This is a genomic window from Sphingomonas sp. GW821-FHT09E03 (assembly GCF_059416225.1).
In genome coordinates this window covers 224,236-241,452 of the sequence record NZ_JBWKOS010000001.1, presented here as the reverse complement: position 1 = coordinate 241,452, position 17,217 = coordinate 224,236, and the positions used below count along the sequence as shown (strand labels likewise).

At 68.9% G+C, this 17,217-nt stretch carries 15 protein-coding genes; 7 read left to right on the top strand and 8 right to left on the bottom strand.

Annotation, left to right across the window (positions count from 1 at the left end; all coding sequences use genetic code 11):
- Nucleotides 1–253: 253 nt before the first annotated feature.
- Nucleotides 254–2,272, bottom strand: a complete 2,019-nt coding sequence (locus tag AC07M8_RS01255; protein WP_495172651.1) for a protein-disulfide reductase DsbD family protein — start codon at nucleotides 2,270–2,272, stop codon at nucleotides 254–256.
- A gap of 86 nt (nucleotides 2,273–2,358) precedes the next feature.
- On the opposite strand from AC07M8_RS01255, the gene AC07M8_RS01250 reads away from it, so the two are divergent.
- Nucleotides 2,359–4,014 (top strand): alkaline phosphatase family protein, encoded by a 1,656-nt coding sequence (locus AC07M8_RS01250; RefSeq protein WP_495172650.1) that lies wholly within the window; start codon nucleotides 2,359–2,361, stop codon nucleotides 4,012–4,014.
- Nucleotides 4,015–4,070: 56 nt separating this feature from the next.
- A complete protein-coding gene (locus tag AC07M8_RS01245; protein WP_495172649.1) occupies nucleotides 4,071–4,442 on the top strand; it encodes a hypothetical protein in 372 nt (123 codons plus the stop codon).
- A 3-nt stretch (nucleotides 4,443–4,445) separates the two neighbouring features.
- Here AC07M8_RS01245 and AC07M8_RS01240 read toward each other — a convergent pair whose 3' ends face one another.
- The 5 genes from AC07M8_RS01240 to AC07M8_RS01220 all read right to left on the bottom strand — a co-directional run bounded on the left by AC07M8_RS01240 (nucleotide 4,446) and on the right by AC07M8_RS01220 (nucleotide 11,370).
- The gene (locus AC07M8_RS01240) at nucleotides 4,446–5,372 is read right to left on the bottom strand and encodes a right-handed parallel beta-helix repeat-containing protein (RefSeq protein ID WP_495172648.1); all 927 of its coding nucleotides are present in this window, start codon (nucleotides 5,370–5,372) and stop codon (nucleotides 4,446–4,448) included.
- Nucleotides 5,373–5,542: 170 nt separating this feature from the next.
- Nucleotides 5,543–8,128: a methionine synthase gene (metH, locus tag AC07M8_RS01235; RefSeq protein ID WP_495172647.1), complete on the bottom strand. Its 2,586-nt coding sequence runs from the start codon at nucleotides 8,126–8,128 to the stop codon at nucleotides 5,543–5,545.
- 154 nt (nucleotides 8,129–8,282) lie between these two features.
- On the bottom strand, nucleotides 8,283–9,329 hold the full coding sequence (locus AC07M8_RS01230) for a homocysteine S-methyltransferase family protein (protein ID WP_495172646.1): 1,047 nt from the start codon (nucleotides 9,327–9,329) through the stop codon (nucleotides 8,283–8,285).
- Between the two features lie 146 nt (nucleotides 9,330–9,475).
- Complete coding sequence (metF, locus tag AC07M8_RS01225) at nucleotides 9,476–10,420, bottom strand: methylenetetrahydrofolate reductase [NAD(P)H] (protein ID WP_495172645.1); 945 nt, start codon at nucleotides 10,418–10,420, stop codon at nucleotides 9,476–9,478.
- The gene (locus tag AC07M8_RS01220) at nucleotides 10,417–11,370 is read right to left on the bottom strand and encodes an ArsR/SmtB family transcription factor (RefSeq protein ID WP_495172644.1); all 954 of its coding nucleotides are present in this window, start codon (nucleotides 11,368–11,370) and stop codon (nucleotides 10,417–10,419) included. The genes metF and AC07M8_RS01220 overlap by 4 nt, the downstream gene beginning before the upstream one ends.
- Before the next feature lie 123 nt (nucleotides 11,371–11,493).
- Here AC07M8_RS01220 and AC07M8_RS01215 point away from each other — a divergent pair, with 123 nt between their 5' ends.
- The 3 genes from AC07M8_RS01215 to AC07M8_RS01205 are packed head-to-tail and all read left to right on the top strand — an operon-like array spanning nucleotide 11,494 to nucleotide 12,982.
- Nucleotides 11,494–11,841, top strand: a complete 348-nt coding sequence (locus AC07M8_RS01215; protein WP_495172643.1) for a hypothetical protein — start codon at nucleotides 11,494–11,496, stop codon at nucleotides 11,839–11,841.
- Entirely contained in the window at nucleotides 11,841–12,032 is a 192-nt protein-coding gene (locus AC07M8_RS01210) for a hypothetical protein (protein ID WP_495172642.1), read from the top strand. Before AC07M8_RS01215 ends, AC07M8_RS01210 begins: the two co-directional genes overlap by 1 nt.
- A complete protein-coding gene (locus tag AC07M8_RS01205) occupies nucleotides 12,029–12,982 on the top strand; it encodes an aldo/keto reductase (RefSeq protein ID WP_495172641.1) in 954 nt (317 codons plus the stop codon). Before AC07M8_RS01210 ends, AC07M8_RS01205 begins: the two co-directional genes overlap by 4 nt.
- A gap of 50 nt (nucleotides 12,983–13,032) precedes the next feature.
- On the opposite strand, the gene AC07M8_RS01200 is transcribed toward AC07M8_RS01205, so the two are convergent.
- Nucleotides 13,033–14,421, bottom strand: a complete 1,389-nt coding sequence (locus AC07M8_RS01200) for a helix-turn-helix domain-containing protein (protein ID WP_495172640.1) — start codon at nucleotides 14,419–14,421, stop codon at nucleotides 13,033–13,035.
- A gap of 290 nt (nucleotides 14,422–14,711) precedes the next feature.
- Between AC07M8_RS01200 and AC07M8_RS01195 the strand changes: the two genes are divergently transcribed.
- Nucleotides 14,712–15,665: a cation diffusion facilitator family transporter gene (locus AC07M8_RS01195; RefSeq protein ID WP_495172639.1), complete on the top strand. Its 954-nt coding sequence runs from the start codon at nucleotides 14,712–14,714 to the stop codon at nucleotides 15,663–15,665.
- A 45-nt stretch (nucleotides 15,666–15,710) separates the two neighbouring features.
- Nucleotides 15,711–16,334 carry a hypothetical protein gene (locus AC07M8_RS01190; RefSeq protein WP_495172638.1) on the top strand — a complete coding sequence of 208 codons (624 nt, stop codon included), beginning with the start codon at nucleotides 15,711–15,713 and terminating at the stop codon, nucleotides 16,332–16,334.
- 139 nt (nucleotides 16,335–16,473) lie between these two features.
- Here the strand turns inward: AC07M8_RS01190 and AC07M8_RS01185 are convergent, their stop codons facing one another.
- Nucleotides 16,474–17,133, bottom strand: a complete 660-nt coding sequence (locus AC07M8_RS01185; RefSeq protein ID WP_495172637.1) for a DUF4893 domain-containing protein — start codon at nucleotides 17,131–17,133, stop codon at nucleotides 16,474–16,476.
- Nucleotides 17,134–17,217: the final 84 nt, after the last annotated feature.

Genomic DNA, 17,217 nt, shown 5'->3' with positions numbered 1-17,217 from the left:
GCGCGGGTTCATCGGGGCGCACAAGCGCTGAAATGGTGCACGGCAACAGCGGCTTGGTGCGTTAATGGCACATTAGGCGGATATCGGCGCCGGCACCGCCATCATCCCCCGATGGGCCCAGCCCCGCGCAGCTGCGCCCAGCCCCAGATCGTCATCCCAGCGAAAGCTGGGATCCCCTCGAGGCAGGCAGGACAAGCCGCAAAAGACCCCAGCCTGCGCCAGGGTGACAATGCGCTGGGCACCGACACACCGCTCACCCGCCCAGCTTCTCCAGCATCCCCGGCGTCAGCACCTGCGGCAGCACCTCGGGCTCGGCCGCGCCGGGGCGATAATAGAGATACAATGGCACCCCCGCGCGGTTGTGCGCCTGGATAAAGCGGCCGAGCACCGGATCGCCATTGGTCCAGTCGCCCACCAGCACCGCGACCTTCTTCGCCGCGAACGCCGAACGCACCCCTTCGGTCTCGATCGCCGCCTTCTCGTTGACCTTGCAGGTCAGACACCAATCGGCGGTGAAATAGGCGAACACCGGCCGCCCCTGCTTGCGCAGCGCATCGAGCTTGGCCTCGCTGAACGCCGCGTCCGCGCCGGCGACCGCCGATGCCGCCGGGCCGGCCGCGACCGGCCGCAGCCGTGTCGTCACCCCGGCCGCGATCACCAGCACGATCCCGATCACCGGCACCAGCCCGAAGCTGAGGCCGCGATGCTGGCGGCCACCCGCGACCCACAGCAGCAGGCCGAGGATCATCGCGAGGAGGAGCGCGAAGATCACCCCGTCGACGCCGGCCTGCCGGCCGAGCACCCAGAATAGCGCCAGCGCGGTCAGCCACATCGGCACGCTGAGGATCCGCCGCAGCCGCTCCATCCAGGCGCCGGGTCGCGGCAGCCGCGCGCGCAGCGCCGGCACGAAGCCGATCAGCAGAAACGGCAGCGCCAGCCCGATCCCGAGCCCGGCGAACACCGCCATCGCCGCCGGCCACGGCAGCACCAGCGCCGCGCCGAGCGCCGCGCCCATGAACGGCCCCGAGCAGGGCGTCGCCACGAACGCCGCGAGCGCGCCGGTCATGAACGCGCCGCCGGTGCCGCCACGCCCCGCGAAGCGCGGCATCGGCACCTCGAACAGGCCGGCAAGGTTGAACGCGATGGCGACGCTGAGCAGCAGCAGCACGACGATCGATCGGCTGTCCTGCAGCTGGAACGCCCAGCCCGCGCTCGAGCCGCCGGCGCGCAGCGCCAGGATCACGACGCCGAGGCCCAGGCAAACCATCACCACGCCGCCGGTATAGGCGAGCGCCTCGCCCCGGGCCTCGCGCGGCCCGGCATTGGCGCGCGCCAGGCTCAGCGCCTTGAGGCTGAGGATCGGGAACACGCAGGGCATGACGTTGAGGATCAGCCCGCCGAGCAGCGCACCGGCAAACGCCACCAGCGCCGACCAGGCCCAGCCGTTGCCGGTCGACGCCGTGCTGCCGGATGCAGCCGTCGCGCCCGGCGTTGCGCGGACGGTGAGCCCCAGCGTCGGCCCGATCCGCAGCACGCCCTCGATCGCGCCAGCGGGCTTGCCCTTGGTCGCGATGATCAGCCGGTCGCCGTCGCGAGTCACGGTCTGCGGCGCGGCATAGTCGAGCGCATGCTCGGTGACCGCGAAGAAATAGGCGTCCTTGACGCTGGCCGAGGCGGGCAGCGGCACCGCCAGCGTCACCGCGCCATCCTTGGCCTGATAGGTGGCGGCGGCGTCGAGCGGCTTGGGGATCGCCGCGCGCCAGCCGTCGAACGCCGGACCGGCGGTGACCGCGCCGTCGCCTACCGTCAGGGCGAGCGACAGGGTCTGGTCCTCGGGTACGCACAGCGAGCTGGTGCAGACCAGATAGCTGATGTGCAGCTTGACCGGCAGCGCGGTGCCCGCGGCGAGATCCGCCGGCACGGTGAGTGTCACCAGCGGCGCATAGGGCCGCTCGTAGACATAGTTCATCAGCCCGGCGATCAGCAGCGTCGTCGGCACCGGCCATTGCGGCGCGCTGGCAGTGGCGCGCTTGGGGAGGGTCCAGTCGAGCTTGGCGGGGAAGCCGGCATCGCCCGGGTTGCGCCAATAGCCGTGCCAGCCCGGCTCGGGCCGGGTGTCGATCGCCAGCATCACCGTCTGCCCGGCACGCGGATGATCGCTCTCCGCCACCAGCCGCATTGCCAGGTGCGGCGTGCCCATCGGCCCGAACGCCTCGGCCGCGGCGGGCGGCACCCCGGTCATCACCGCCACCAGGGCGAGCGAGAATGTCATCAGAGCGCCATACAGCGCGCGCATTGCGAACGTCATCGCCGCGGAGCATAGCCGCGACGCCCCGTCATTGCACCCCAGGGAAGTCCATGAAAACGTTGATCGCCGCCGTTCTGCTCGCTTCAGCCGCCGCGGCGCCGATCGCCGCGCAGGATGCCCCGGCTCCCGCGCCGGCCGCCGCCACTCCCGCGCCGCGGACCCCGCCCAAGCTGATCGTCGCGATTTCGGTGGATCAATTCTCGGCCGATCTGTTCCAGCAATATCGCAACCGCTTCACCGGCGGCTTTGCCCGGCTGCTGAACGGCGCGGTGTTCCCGGCGGGCTATCAGAGCCATGCCGCGACCGAGACCTGCCCCGGTCATTCCACCATCCTCACCGGCATGCGCCCCGCCCACACCGGGATCATCGCCAACAACTGGGTCGACCTCAAGACGCCGCGCGCCGACAAGACCGTCTATTGCGCCGAGGACGAGAGCGTCCCCGGCAGCACGTCAGAGCATTACACCGTCTCCGACAAACATCTGAAGGTGCCGACGCTCGGCGAGCGGATGAAGAACGCCAACCCGGCGACCCGCGTCGTCTCGGTCGCCGGCAAGGATCGCGCCGCGGTGATGATGGGCGGGCACAAGGTTGACGAACTGTGGTGGTATGAGAATGGCGCGTTCGTCAGCTACGCCGGCCGTGTCGCCCCGCCGGCGGTGAAGCGCACCAACGCTGCGGTCCAGGCGCTGGTCGCGCGACCGCAGGCGGCGCTGGACGTGCCCGGCTTCTGCCGCGCCGCCGATCGCGCGGTGCTCGCCAATGGCCGCAGCGTCGGCACCGGCCGCTTCGCCCGCGCGGCGGGCGACGAGCACGGCTTCCGCGCCTCGCCGGCGTTCGACGCCAGCATCGGCGCGCTTGGCATCGCGCTGGTCCAGGACATGAAGCTCGGCAAGGGCCCGACGACCGACATCATCGACATCGGCCTGTCCGCTACCGATTACGTCGGCCACGGCTATGGCACCGAGGGGCTGGAAATGTGTCTCCAGCTCGCCAACCTCGACGAGACATTGGGCGGCATGTTCGACGCGCTCGATGCCACCGGGGTCGATTACGAGGTGGTGCTGACCGCCGACCACGGCGGCAACGACACCCCAGAGCGCGAGCGCGAGCATGGCGTGCCGATGGCCGCCCGCGTCGATCGCGCGCTCGCCGCCGCCACCGTCGGCAAAGCGGTCGCGGGGCAGCTCGGCCTTTCCGGCCAGTTGCTGTGGGGCGACGGCGGCAACGGCGATGTCTGGATCGATCCCGCGATCACCGCCAAGCAGCACGCCGCGGTGATCGCCGCCGCGACCCGGATCTACACCGCCAACCCGCAAGTCGCCGCCGTCTTCACCCGCGAGGCGATCGCGGCGACGCCGATGCCGTCGGGCCCGCCCGAAACTTGGACGCTGATCGAGCGCGCCCGCGCCTCGTTCAACCCCGATCATTCGGGCGACCTCATCGTCTTCCTGCGCCCGCGGATCACCGCCATCCCCGAGGGCGCGAAGGGCAATGTCGCCACCCACGGCAGCCCCTGGGACTATGACCGCCGCGTGCCGATCCTGTTCTGGCGCCGCGGCATGACCGGGTTCGAGCAACCGCTGTCGGTCGAGACGGTAGACATCGCGCCGACGCTCGCGGCAACGATCAACCTTCCCGTCAGCGGCCTCGACGGCCGCTGCCTCGATCTCGACCCAGGCGCGGCGAGCACCTGCGCCAACTGATCGTGCGGGCGCAGCCGACGGATTGTGCCGCCGGCCGCGCCCGCTACAGCGGTGCCATGACTGCCCGCTACCTCCTCCTGCTGCTCCTCCTCGCCGGCTGCGACCCTCGCCCGGCCCCTGCCCCCGCGGCTCATGACGAGGCCGCCAAGGCGATCGCCGGCGAGCGCGCGGTGGATGCCGGGATCATCGACAATGCGCGGATCACCGCGCTGCAGAAGCAGGTCAACGACCTGTCGGCCGAGGTCTCCGAGCTGCGCGACGGCAAGCAGGCGATCGACACGCAGCTGCTCGAGCAGCGCCTCGCCGCGGTCGAGCAGCGCGTCTACGCCCGCGCGCCCACCGACACGCCGACGCCGCAACCCACCCCCGCCGCGCGGCCGACCCCGCGCGCGCCGCTCAAGCTCGCGCTGCCGCCGGCGGAGAAATGAGCGTCACCGTGTCTCGAATGGCCTGATCCCCGCGCCCAGCGTATTGGCGCCGATCGCGAGCCGATCGCCAGTGAAATCGGCGACGAACGCGGGGTTGGTCGGCGCGCCCGGCGCCAGCCGCGCGTCATTGCCCTCGATCCGCAAGCCGGTGGCGGCATAGGTGCGATGCTCGGCGCCGATCACGATCAGCCCCGAATGATTCTCCTTGCCGCGGCCCTGGACGAAGGTGTTGCGCGCGATCAGCCCGGTCGCGCCCTCGGGCAGGTCGATCATATAGTTGGTCTTGCTGCCCTGGGTGTCGTCGAAGCTGTTGTCGGTGATCGACACGTGGGGGCTGCGCAGCTTGACGTAATGGCCGCCGGTGCCGCGCTCGAACCGCGAGTTGGTGACGGTGACGCTGCCGCGATTGGCGAGATAGATGGCATGCGCGCAATCGGGCGTCTGGTCGCACTGGCCAAGGCCTGAGAAGGTCGACCGATCGATGCTGATCTTCTGCCCGACCGGCTCGCCGCCGAGGATCCCCTCCTGGCTGTCGAGGAACATCGAATTGCTGACGGTGAGGTCGCCCATCTCGGTGCGGATCCCGGCGCCGTTGCCGTCGGCCACCTTGTAGCCGCGGAACACCAGCCCATCGACGCGCGAGCCCTGCCCGCGCAGCACCAGCCCGGCCTTGCCCTCGCACGCCTCGCGCTCGAAGATCGCGGTGCCCGGCGTCACCGCCTGGAAGGTGATGTGCCCGCCGGCCTGGATCGCGCACTGGCGATAGGTGCCCGGCGCGATCAGGATCGTCGCCGTCCCCATCCGCACCGAATCCACCGCCGCCTGGAGCTGGTCGAATCCCTGGCCGGTCTCGGCGATGGTGAAGGGCGCATGGGTCTGCGCGAGCGCAGGGGCAGCGACAAGGGCGAGCGCAAGAAGGGCTTTGGTCATGCCCGCGAGCATCCGCAAACTTCGCGCGGCGCGCCATGCAGATTCGCGGTTAATGCAGCGCCGCGCGGTCGCGAGCGGTTAGCTCGACCCGCATCTGTCCCACACTGAACCAGCCAACGTCGGCTGCGGCGGCGTCATTGGCCGCAGCACCGACGATGGCGAGGAAGCGATCAGTCCAGGTTCGGCCGCAGCCACCGCTCCGCCTGCGCGACGTCGACGCCGCGCCGCGCGGCGTAATCCGCCACCTGGTCCGCCCCGATCCGCGCCACGCCGAAATATTCCGCCTGCGCATGGCCGAAATAGAAGCCGGATACCGCCGCGGTCGGCAGCATCGCGAAGCTGTCGGTGAGCGTGATCGCCACCTTGTCCTCGGCGCCGAGCAGGTCGAACAGCTGCCGCTTGAGGCTGTGCTCGGGGCAGGCCGGATAGCCCGGCGCCGGGCGGATGCCGCGATACTTCTCGCGGATCATCGCCTCGTTGGTGAGCTGCTCGCCATGCGCATAGCCCCACAGGTCGGTGCGGACGTGCGCGTGCAGCCGCTCGGCGAACGCCTCGGCCAGCCGGTCGGCGAGCGCTTTGAGCAGGATGTCGTTGTAATCGTCATGCCCTGCCTTGAACCGCGCGATATGCGCGTCGATGCCGTGGATGCCGACCGCGAAGCCGCCGATCCAGTCGCCGGCGGGATCGACGAAATCGGCGAGGCACATGTTGGCGCGGCTCTCGCGCTTGGCGATCTGCTGGCGGAGGAACGGCAGCCGCACGCCCTCGTCGAGTACCACGTCGTCGCCGTCGCGCCGGCACGGCCACAGCGACGCGACGCCGCGCGCCGTCAGCCACTTCTCCGCGATGATCGTGTCGAGCATCGCCTGCGCATCCTGGTACAGCCCGCGCGCGCTCTCGCCGACTATCTCGTCGTCGAGGATCGCCGGGAAGTTACCCGCCAATTCCCAGGCGCGGAAGAACGGCGTCCAGTCGATGTAGTGGCGCAGGTCCTCGAGGCTCCAGTCGTCGAACACATGGGTGCCCGGCTGCACCGGTGCCGGTGCCTTCAGCATCATGTCCGCGGCAAAGCCGCGTTCGCGCGCGGTGGCGATCGGCAACAGGTCGTTCTGTCCCTTATTGGCGCGCGCCACCCGCACCGCCTCATAATCCGCGGCGATCCCCGCGACATAGCCGTCGCGCTGGGTATCGCTGACCAGCGTCGTCGCGACCCCGACCGCGCGCGAGGCATCGAGCACATGGACGATCGGGCCATCATAGGCAGGTGAGATGCGCAGTGCAGTATGCACCTTGGAGGTGGTCGCGCCGCCGATCAGCAGCGGCATGGTCATGCCCGCGCGCTTCATCTCCTCGGCGACGGTCACCATCTCGTCGAGGCTCGGCGTGATCAGGCCCGACAGCCCGATCATGTCGGCGTCGCTGTCGTTCGCCGCCTCGATGATCCTGGTCCAGGGCACCATCACGCCGAGATCGACCACGTCGAAGCCGTTGCACTGCAGCACCACGCCGACGATGTTCTTGCCGATGTCGTGGACGTCGCCCTTGACGGTCGCCATCACGATCTTGCCCTTGCCCTTGGCACCGGGCTCCTTGGCGGCCTCGATGAACGGCAGCAGGTGCGCCACCGCCTTCTTCATCACCCGCGCGCTCTTCACCACCTGCGGCAGGAACATCTTGCCCGAGCCGAACAGGTCGCCGACCACGTTCATCCCGTCCATCAGCGGGCCCTCGATCACCTCGATCGGCCGCGCGAACTGCTGGCGGCATTCCTCGGTATCGTCGACGACATGCGCGTCGATACCCTTCACCAGCGCATATTCCAGCCGCTTCGTCACCGGCAGCGAGCGCCATTCCGCCGCCGCCTTCTCGGCGACCGCGTCGGTGCCGCGGAACTTCTCGGCGAGCGCGACCAGCCGGTCGCCTGCCTCGGGATCGCGGTTGAGGATGACGTCCTCCACCGCGACGCGCAGCTCGGGCTCGATCTGATCGTAGACGTCGAGCTGGCCGGCATTGACGATCGCCATGTCCATCCCCGCGGGGATCGCATGGTAGAGGAACACCGAGTGCATCGCCTTGCGCACCGGCTCGTTGCCGCGGAACGAGAAGCTGAGGTTCGACAGCCCGCCCGAGATGTGGACGTGCGGGCAGCGCGCCTTGATCTCGCGGCATGCCTCGATGAAGTCGACGCCGTAATTGTTATGTTCCTCGATCCCCGTCGCCACCGCGAACACGTTGGGATCGAAGATGATGTCCTCGGGCGGAAAGCCGATGCCGACGAGCAGATCGTAGGCGCGCGAGCAGATCTCGACCTTGCGTTCCTTGGTGTCGGCCTGGCCGACCTCGTCGAACGCCATCACCACCACTGCGGCGCCATAGGCCATGCATTTGCGGGCGTAATAAAGGAACGATTCCTCGCCCTCCTTCATGCTGATCGAATTGACGATCGGCTTGCCGGAGACGCACTTCAGCCCCGCCTCGATCACGTCCCACTTCGAACTGTCGACCATCACCGGGATCCGCGCGATGTCGGGCTCGGCCTGGATCAGCTTGAGGAAGGTGGTCATCGCCTCGTGCGCGTCGAGCAGGCCCTCGTCCATATTGACGTCGAGCACCTGCGCGCCGGCCTCCACCTGCTGCAGCGCCACCGCGACGGCGGCGGGATAATCCCCCGCCATCACCAGCTTCTTGAACCGCGCCGAGCCGGTGACATTGGTGCGCTCGCCGATGTTGACGAAGCTGGTGGAAAGGTTGGTCATCTTTTTCTTCTTTAGATCCTCCCCCGGAGGGGGAAGGGGGACCGCCGAAGGCGGTGGAGGGGTAGTCGCCGCAAATACCAAGGCTTGTGCTCGCGGAGACTACCCCTCCACCAGCGTCGCTGGTCCCCCTCCCCCTCCGGGGGAGGATCTGAGATCACGCCGCCATCGTAAACGGCTCCAGCCCCGCCAGCCGCGTCCGCACCGGCGCCTGGGGCACCGCCCGCGGCGCCACCCCGGCGACCCCGTCGGCGATCGCCTTGATATGCGCTGGGGTCGATCCGCAGCAGCCGCCGAGCACGTTGACCTGCCCCGCCTCGGCCCATTCGCCGACGAGTCCCGCGGTCGTCACCGGCGCCTCGTCATAGGCGCCGAGCTCGTTCGGCAGCCCGGCATTGGGATAGACCATGATCAACGTGTCGCAGATCTCCGCCAGCGTCTTCACGTGCGGCCGCAACTGCTCCGCGCCGAACGAGCAGTTGAGCCCGATCGTCACCGGCCGCGCATGGCGCACCGCATGCCAGAACGCCTCCACGGTATGGCCGGACAGATTGCGCCCGGACAGGTCGGTCAGCGTCATCGACATCATGATCGGCAGGTCACGGCCCAGATCATGCGCCGCGTCCAGCGCCGCCATGATCCCGGCCTTGGCGTTCAGCGTATCGAACACCGTCTCGATCAGGATGAAGTCGACGCCGCCTTCGACCAGCGCGTCGATCTGCTCGCGGTACACGCCCTTCAGGTAATCGAAGTCGATCTCGCGATAGCCCGGATCGTTGACGTCGGGCGACAGCGATAAGGTCTTGTTGGTCGGCCCCAGCGCGCCGGCGACGAACCGCGGCCGGCCATCCTTGGCCTGGAACTCGTCGGCGATTCGCCGGGCGAGCTTGGCGCTCTCGACGTTGATCTCGCGCACCAGATGCTCGGCGCCATAATCGGCCTGGCTGATCCGGTTGGCGGAGAAGGTGTTGGTCTCGGCGATGTCCGCCCCGGCCTCGAAATAGGCGCGGTGGATCGATTCCGGCACCGCCGGCTTGGTCAGCGCGAGGATGTCGTTGTTGCCCTTCTGGTCATGGCCGAGGCCCAGGGTGCCGGCATAATCCTCTTCCGAGAGCTTCCAGTTCTGGATCTCGGTCCCGAACGCGCCGTCGGTGATCAGGATGCGCTTGGCCGCCTCGGCCAGGAAGGTATCGCGTACGGTCATCAAACCCACTCCGTCTCCCGGCCAATACCGGGATTTGAGCTGCCGAAGCAGCCTCATTCCGTCACCCCAGCGAAAGCTGGGGTCTCAAGCCGCAAGCGCCCGCGCGCCACCACGAGATCCCGGCGTTCGCTGGGATGCCCCCTGGCTCACGCCGCCGCCACGTTCGCCACCGGCTTGGAGCGCACGCCCAGCAGATGGCAGATCGCGAACGCCAGCTCGGCGCGGTTGAGCGTGTAGAAGTGCAGCGACTTCACCCCGCCCGCATAGAGCTTGCGGCTGAGTTCGGCGGCGAGCGTCGCGGCGATCAGCTGGCGCGCAGCGGGATGGTCGTCCAGCCCCTCGAACAAGCGCGCCATCCACGCAGGCACCTTGGTCCCGCACATGTTGCTCATCCGCACCACGCTGGCGAAATTGGTCACCGGCATGATCCCGGGGACGATCTCGGCATCGATCCCCGCTGCGGCGAGCTTGTCGCGATAGCGGAAGAAGGTCTCGGGCTCGTGGAAGAACTGCGTAATCGCGCGGGTCGCGCCGGCATCGAGCTTGGCCTTGAGATTGTCGATGTCGGAACGGTCGTCGGGCGAATCCGGATGGCATTCGGGATAGGCCGCCACCGACACCTCGAACGGGTGCAGCCGCTTCAGCCCCGCCACCAGCGCCGCGGCATTGTCATAGCCGCCGGGATGGCTGACGAACTTCGCGCCCGCCGCGGGCGGATCGCCGCGCAGCGCGACGATGTGGCGGACGCCGGCGGCCCAATATTCCTCGGCGACTTGGTCGATCTCGTCGCGGGTCGCTTCCACGCAGGTGAGGTGCGCGGCGGCGGCAAGGCTGGTCTCGCGCTGGATTCGTGCCACCGTCTGGTGGGTCCGCTCGCGGGTCGAGCCGCCGGCGCCATAGGTCACCGAGACGAAGCTCGGCCCGAGCGGCTCCAGCGTGCGCACCGCGCCCCACAATTGCTCTTCCATCTTCTCGTTCTTGGGCGGGAAGAATTCGAAGCTGACGTCGAGGTCGCCCGCGACATCCGCATAGAGCGGCGCCTTCAGCGCGATCTGCGCCTCCTCGAGCTGGTTCACCGAGATCGTCGTCATGCCGCCTTCACCTCACGCAAGCGCGCACCGGGCTTGGCGCCCAGCCACAAAGTCACCGTCAATTCCCCACCCTTCAATGTCTCGGTCCGTGCCAGCTGCAGCCCGGCATTGGCGAACCAGGCCGCGATCTGCTCGTCGGCGAAGCCAAGCCGGGTATGCGCATCCTTGGCGCGCAATTCCTCGCGATCATGCGGCGCGAAGTCGGCGATCAGCAGCCGCCCGCCCGGCCCCAGCACCCGTGCCGCCTCGGCGATCGCGGCGCCCGGCTGCTGCGCGAAATGGAGCACGTGGTGGAGGATCGCAACGTCGGCCGCACCATCGTCCATCGGCAGCGCATAGAGATCCGCCTGGCGCAGCTCGGTATTGACGCGATCGTGCAGCTTGGCACGCGCCAGCCGCAGCATCTCCGACGAGCGATCGATGCCGAGCGCGGTCTCCGCCTGGTCGCCGAACAGCTCGAGCATCCGCCCCGTGCCGGTGCCGATGTCGATCAGCTGGCCGATCGGCCCCTCTCCAAGCACCGCGGCCATCGCGTGCTCCACCTGCTCCTCGGCGACATGGAGCGAGCGGATCGCGTCCCACTCGTCGGCATGGCCCTCGAACCAGCTCGCCGCGCTTGCCGCGCGATCGGCGCGCACCGCCGCGAGCCGTGCCGCATCGGCCACCGCCCAATGGTCGGGCTGCGCCGCATGCCATTGATCGAGCGCCGCGGCCACCGGTGCGGTCGCTGCCTGCTTGCCCAGCGCCACGAATACCCAGCTGCCTTCCTTGCGCCGCTCGGCCAGGCCCGCATCGCACAGAATCTTGACGTGCCGGCTCACCCGCGGCTGGCTCTGGCCGAGCACCTGCGCGAGCTCGCCCACCGACAGCTCCATCGAGCGCAGCAGCGAGAAGATGCGCAGTCGCGTGGCATCGGCCAGGGCGCGGAAGATATCGAGGGCGAGCGTCATCGGCGTGTCCAGCTTAGCGGCTTAGAGATATAAAGATATCTTTATATGAGGTCAACGCGGGAGCCTTGGGGGCTTGCCTCGCGTTGCATATGCGTGATGTTAGACAGATTAGGGAGTATCCACATGAAGCGCCTCATGATCCTCGCCGCGCCGGCGCTGCTGCTCGGCGCCTGCAGCCAGAACACTCAGGACCAGACCGCCAACGCTGCCGACGCGGTCGCCGGTGACGCCAATGCGACCCTTCAGAACGCGGTCGGCGATGTCGGTGCCGCCACCGATGACGCCTTCGGCTCGGCCGAGCGCTCGATGGACAATGCCGGCGACCGCCTCAGCAACAGCGCCGACCATGCCGGCGACCGGCTGAGCGACCACGCCGATCGCGCCGGCGACGACATCGCCAATGCCGCCGACCGCGCCGGCGATGCCACCGGCAACGCCCTGGTCCGCGCCGGCAACGCCATCCGCCACTGATGATGGCCCGGCGCGCCCCGATGCTCGTCGCCGCCGCGCTGGCGCTCGCCGCCTGCTCACGCCACCACGACGACCAGCCCGGTGCCGTCTCCGCCGACGAAGCCGCCCAGCTCAACGATGCCGCCGCGATGCTCGACGCCAACAGCGTCGACCTCAACGCCGCCACCGCCAACGACCAGGATCAGCCATGACCATTGCCAAGCGCCGCCTCGGCGCCACCGACCTCCAGATCGCGCCGCTCGTGCTCGGCGGCAATGTGTTCGGCTGGACCGCCGATCGTGACGCCAGCTTCGCCGTGCTCGACGCCTTCGTCGCCGGTGGCGGCACCATGATCGACACCGCCGATGTCTATTCGGCGTGGGTCGACGGACACCAGGGCGGCGAGTCCGAGAGCATGATCGGCGCCTGGCTCAAGGCGAGCGGCAAGCGCGACAAGGTGCTGATCGCCACCAAGGTCGGCATGCTCCCGGGCGAAGGCGGCGAGAAGCTCGCGCCTGCCCGCATCGCCGCCGCCGCGGACGCGTCCCTCAAGCGCCTCGGCACCGATCGCATCGACCTCTATTACGCCCATCAGGACGACGACGGCGTGCCCCAGGACGCGGTGGCCGAGGCGTTCGCCAGGCTGGTCGAGGCCGGCAAGGTCCGTGTGATCGGCGCCTCGAACTTCCATGCCGCCCGTCTGAAGTTGGCGGTCGATGCCGCCAAGGCCACCGGCCTGCCGCGCTACCACGTGCTCCAGCCCGAGTATAACCTCGTCAGCCGCCACAAGTTTGAAGGCGAGCTGCAGGACTATTGTGTCACCGAGAACATCGGCGTGCTGCCTTATTACGGCCTCGCTTCGGGCTTCCTCACCGGCAAGTACCGCTCGGCCGACGACCTCAAGAAGAGCGTTCGCGGCGGCCGCATGACCGAGCTGCTCGAGGGCAAGGGCAAGGCGGTGCTCGCGGCGATGGACGGCGTTGCCGAGGAGACCGGCGCCACCCTCGCGCAGATCGCGCTCGCCTGGCTGATCGCCCAGCCCGGCGTCACTGCGCCGATCGCCAGCGCCACCCGCGTCGAGCAGCTCGAGGATCTGCTCCCGGCGATGACGCTCGAACTGAGCCAGGACCAGCTCGAGCGGCTCACCACCGCGGGCGCCTGACCGGCGCGGCAGGTGGCTCGATCCATTGGTGTCGATGTAAACGTCGCGACTCAGTCGCCGACGAAGCTGAAGCCCGAGACGCCGCGCTCGCGCTCGTCGATCGACAGCGCGCGGCCAGCGGGAGGTGACGAGCGCTGGGGGCAGTTGACCCTGAGGCAGGCACGACAGCCGAGGCCGATCGGGGTGGCGTCGCCGCGCAGGTCCACGCCGCGCGCGATCGCCAGCGTACCGCCGAGGTGGGCAGCCACTCCGAGCCCAACTGTGAACTCGGCCGGCACCCCGCCATAGCGGCGGCGCTGCGGCGTCACGGTGCGCGCGACGGTGAGCCAGCGGCCGCCATCCTCCAGCTCGACCAGCTGGATCGCCAGGCTGCCGGGCCGATCGAAGGCATGGTGGAGCCGCCATAACGGGCAGCGCCCCTCGGCCTCGGCAAGCGGCGACCCGCTTGCTCCCGAGAACCGCTTTGACGACTGCCCGGCGCGATCGACCCGGACGAGAAAGAAGGGCAGCCCGCGCGCGCCGACCCGCTGCAGCGTCGTCAGCCGATGCGCGACCTGCTCGAACCCGGCGCCGAAGCGACGCTGAAGCAACTCGAGATCGTAGCCGGTGCTCTCGCAGGCGCGCAGGAAGCGCGCGTAGGGCATCATCACCGCGGCGGCGAAATAGCTGGCGAGATGGCGGCGGAACAGCTTCTCGGCCGAGCGATCGGCAAAGCCCGCTCCGGTGGCGAGACCGTCGACCTCGCCGCGCGCCTCGATCTGCGCGAGCTGATAGGCGGCGGCAAAGGTACGCGACGCCGAATCGAGCGTTTCGCTGAGCTGCAACTGGCGCGCGTGGAGATCGAGCCGACGGAGCAGATCGGGCATAACGTCGACCGGCAGGATGCGGATGGTCAGCTGGTGCTTGACCCGCAACCGCTCGGCGATCGCGCCATAGAGATCGCCGGCGCCAAGCCGCAGCTCGTCCGCCAGCGCCTCGGCCGCGCCATCGAGATCGGGGAAGTAGCCGCGCCAGCGTTCGATCTCGCGGCGCACCTCGGCCACAGGGTCGCTGCCCTGGTCAGCGCCGCTGCCGCCGCCCGCGACCAACCGGTCATAGACCCGCGCGAAAGCCTCGGCGCCACCGGGCGCGCCGGCGAGCCATTCGCCGATTTCGGTGCGATCGACCTCGAGATCGGTGAACAGCGGATCGGCCAGCCGCCGGCGGATCGCCGCCTCGCCGCCGCCGGGCTCGCCCGCGCTCAACGCCCGCGGATCGAAGTCGTACGATTCGGCGAGCCTGACCAGCAGCGTCGCCGACAACGGCCGCTGGTTGCGCTCGACCAGATTGAGGTAGCTCGGCGAGATCGCCAGCGCCTCGGCCATCGCTGCCTGGGTCAGCCCGGCCTGCCGTCGCAGCCTGCGCACCGCATGCCCGGCGAACAGTTTACGTTCCGCCATGTCCTTCTCCTGACCGCGGTGATCAGTCAGCCAGGCAAGCCTGTCAAATAGTTACAACATGACCGATGAGGTGCAGTCAGCGTGCACAGCATCACCACGCCGCCGAGCTGCCGCCCCTGCCCCGTATCGGCATTTACCGCTAGCGCCGACCCACGGATTTTCCTGGGGAGGAAAGGTGCCCGTCGGTGACATACACCGGCGGGCATTCCTCCGCCACCGCGTGTCAATCACGTGCCCTTCTTTCGCGCCGGGCGTTTCCGGGTCATAGCCGAGCGCAACAGGGAGAAGGCATGACCCACGGTTTCACCGCGCGGATCCGCGAGAATCTAGTTCTCTACGGCGCGCTCGCCGCCAACCTTGGCATCGGCGTGGCCAAGTTCATCGCCGCGGCGATCACGGGTTCGTCGTCAATGCTCACCGAAGGCGTGCATTCGTGCGTCGACAGCGGCAACCAGCTGCTGCTGCTCTACGGCCAGCACAAGGCCAAGCGCCCCGCCGACACCGCCCACCCGTTCGGCTATGGTCGCGAGCTGTATTTCTGGGCGTTCGTGGTCGCAATCCTGATCTTCGCAGTCGGGGCGGGCGTGTCGATCTACGAGGGCTATCGCCACATCATCGAGCCAGAACCGCTCAGCAACCCGCTGATCAATTACATCGTGCTCGGCGTCTCGGCGCTGCTCGAGGTATCGTCCTGGTTCCTGGCGATGCGCGAGTTCGCGGCCAAGAAGGGCGATACCGCCTGGTGGAGCGCGATCCGTCGCTCGAAGGATCCGGCTGGCTTCATCGTGTTGTTCGAGGATTCGGCAGCGCTCGCCGGCCTCGCGATCGCCGCGGCCGGCGTGTTCGCCAGCCATGCGCTGAACGACCCGCGGATCGACGGCGTCGCCTCAATCCTGATCGGCATCATCCTCGCCGCGGTGGCAGGGCTGCTGGCGCGCGAATCCAAGGGGCTGCTGATCGGCGAGCGCGCCGACCCGCGGGTGGTGGCAACCGTGCGCGCGATCATCGAGGCGCATCCGGCAATCTCCTCGGTCAACCACGTCCGCACCATCCACACCGCGCCCGATTCGATCTTCGCCGCGGTCAGCGCCGATTTCGTCGATTCGGTGACGATGGGTGAAGGCGAAACCATGATCGAGGAACTGGAGGACCGGCTACGCGAGGCGGTGCCGATGCTGAGCTCGATCTACATCCGCCCGGAAAAGCGCGAGAATGCGGCGGTGTTCAGCGGCGTCGCCCCCTGAAACAGGTGGTTGCCGATCGTCACGCGATGGATACACTCGCGAGCCATGCACCGCTCGCTTCTTCGGCCGCTGCTCGGCCTGCTGCTGACGCTCTCCGCGCTGCTCGGCGCGGTGCCGGCGTTCGCGGCGGTGACGATCACCTTCTGGAGCCATGAACTCGGCAACAGCTTTCCCCACGCCTTCTTCACCCTGCGCGGCGTACCCGATGCCGGCGGGCCACCGGTGGACGCCAATTACGGCTTCACCGCCAAGGCGATCACCCCCAAGCTGCTGATGGGCACGGTGGGCGGGCGGCTCGACATCGCCAAGCCGGGCTATATCAACGGCAGCGACGCGCAATTCTCGGTGATGCTGAGCGATGCGCAATACAGCCAGGTGCTGGCGCTGATCGCGGCCTGGGACGACAAGACCGGCGACGGCCATTACAATCTGACCAACCGCAATTGCATCCACTTCGTCAAGGAAGCGGCGCGGATCGCGGGGCTGACGGGGCTGGACCAACCGGGGCTGATGAAGAAGCCGCGCTCGTACCTGCAGGCAGTGGAGGCGGCCAATGGGGGGATCGTCACGCCAGTGAGGCGGCACGGCAGCGATTATCTGGCGTCGCTGCCGCCCCTAGCGGCGGCAGCATCGGCGGCGCCTGCCGTGGTGACGGCGACGGCTCACTAAGTTGGTGCGTCATGCGCGACTGGGTTCGGCGCGCGCTTCTTCCGCAGCAAAATCCATGGTGGCGCGGTGAACTCCGGCGCACGCCCGGCATGTCGGAATAGGTGCGACAGACGCGGGGCAGATCTCACGCAGGAACTGATCAGCCCGCCGGTGCGATCTCGACCAGGTCCAGCATCGATTCGAATGCCGGGTACGGGATCACCAATCGCCAGCGATGCTCGTCGATGCGCTCGACAACACCGGCGACGTCGCGCTTGCTGTCGCGCCCATAGACCATTGCGCGCGGTTCGTCGCCGAGCACCAGCGTGCCAAGGAACACCTCGCGGGCGTCGGTGCGGTCGAACAGATGGCCGACCAGCCGCTGGGTGCCGCCGGTGCGAAGGGTGAGCACGCCCTCTTCCGGCGCGATCGTGCATGGGTTCCACCGGCCCGGGACGAGCGGCCGGCTGGCATCGTGGTGGCGGCCGAGCTTGATGGTGCGGCAGCGGTACGTAGCGGGCGGCAGCGCGACGCCTTCGATGCTGCGATCGGGATCGAACAGGGGGTCGGCGGCAAGCACCGCGGCGTGACCAGCGGCGCGCTCGATCCCGAGCGCGGCCACCCAGGCATCGCGCCAGTCGCGTAGCCGCGCGCGGTCCGCGCCGGTCGCGACCCGTTGCCAGTCAACGTCCACCGTGTCCTCGGCCGAGGCGAGGCTGCCCGTCGCGATCGATACTACCAGCGCCGCCGCCGCGAGCCCCCCGCGCCACCGGCTCGCGGCACCGCCTGCCCGTCGCTCGCTCAGCCGTGTGCGTGTCATGGTAGTGCCGTCTCCCGCCGATATCGTGCGCGCCAATCTCCTGGCATCAATCTCCTGCCCGGCGCACCGTGCGGTTGCAACCAC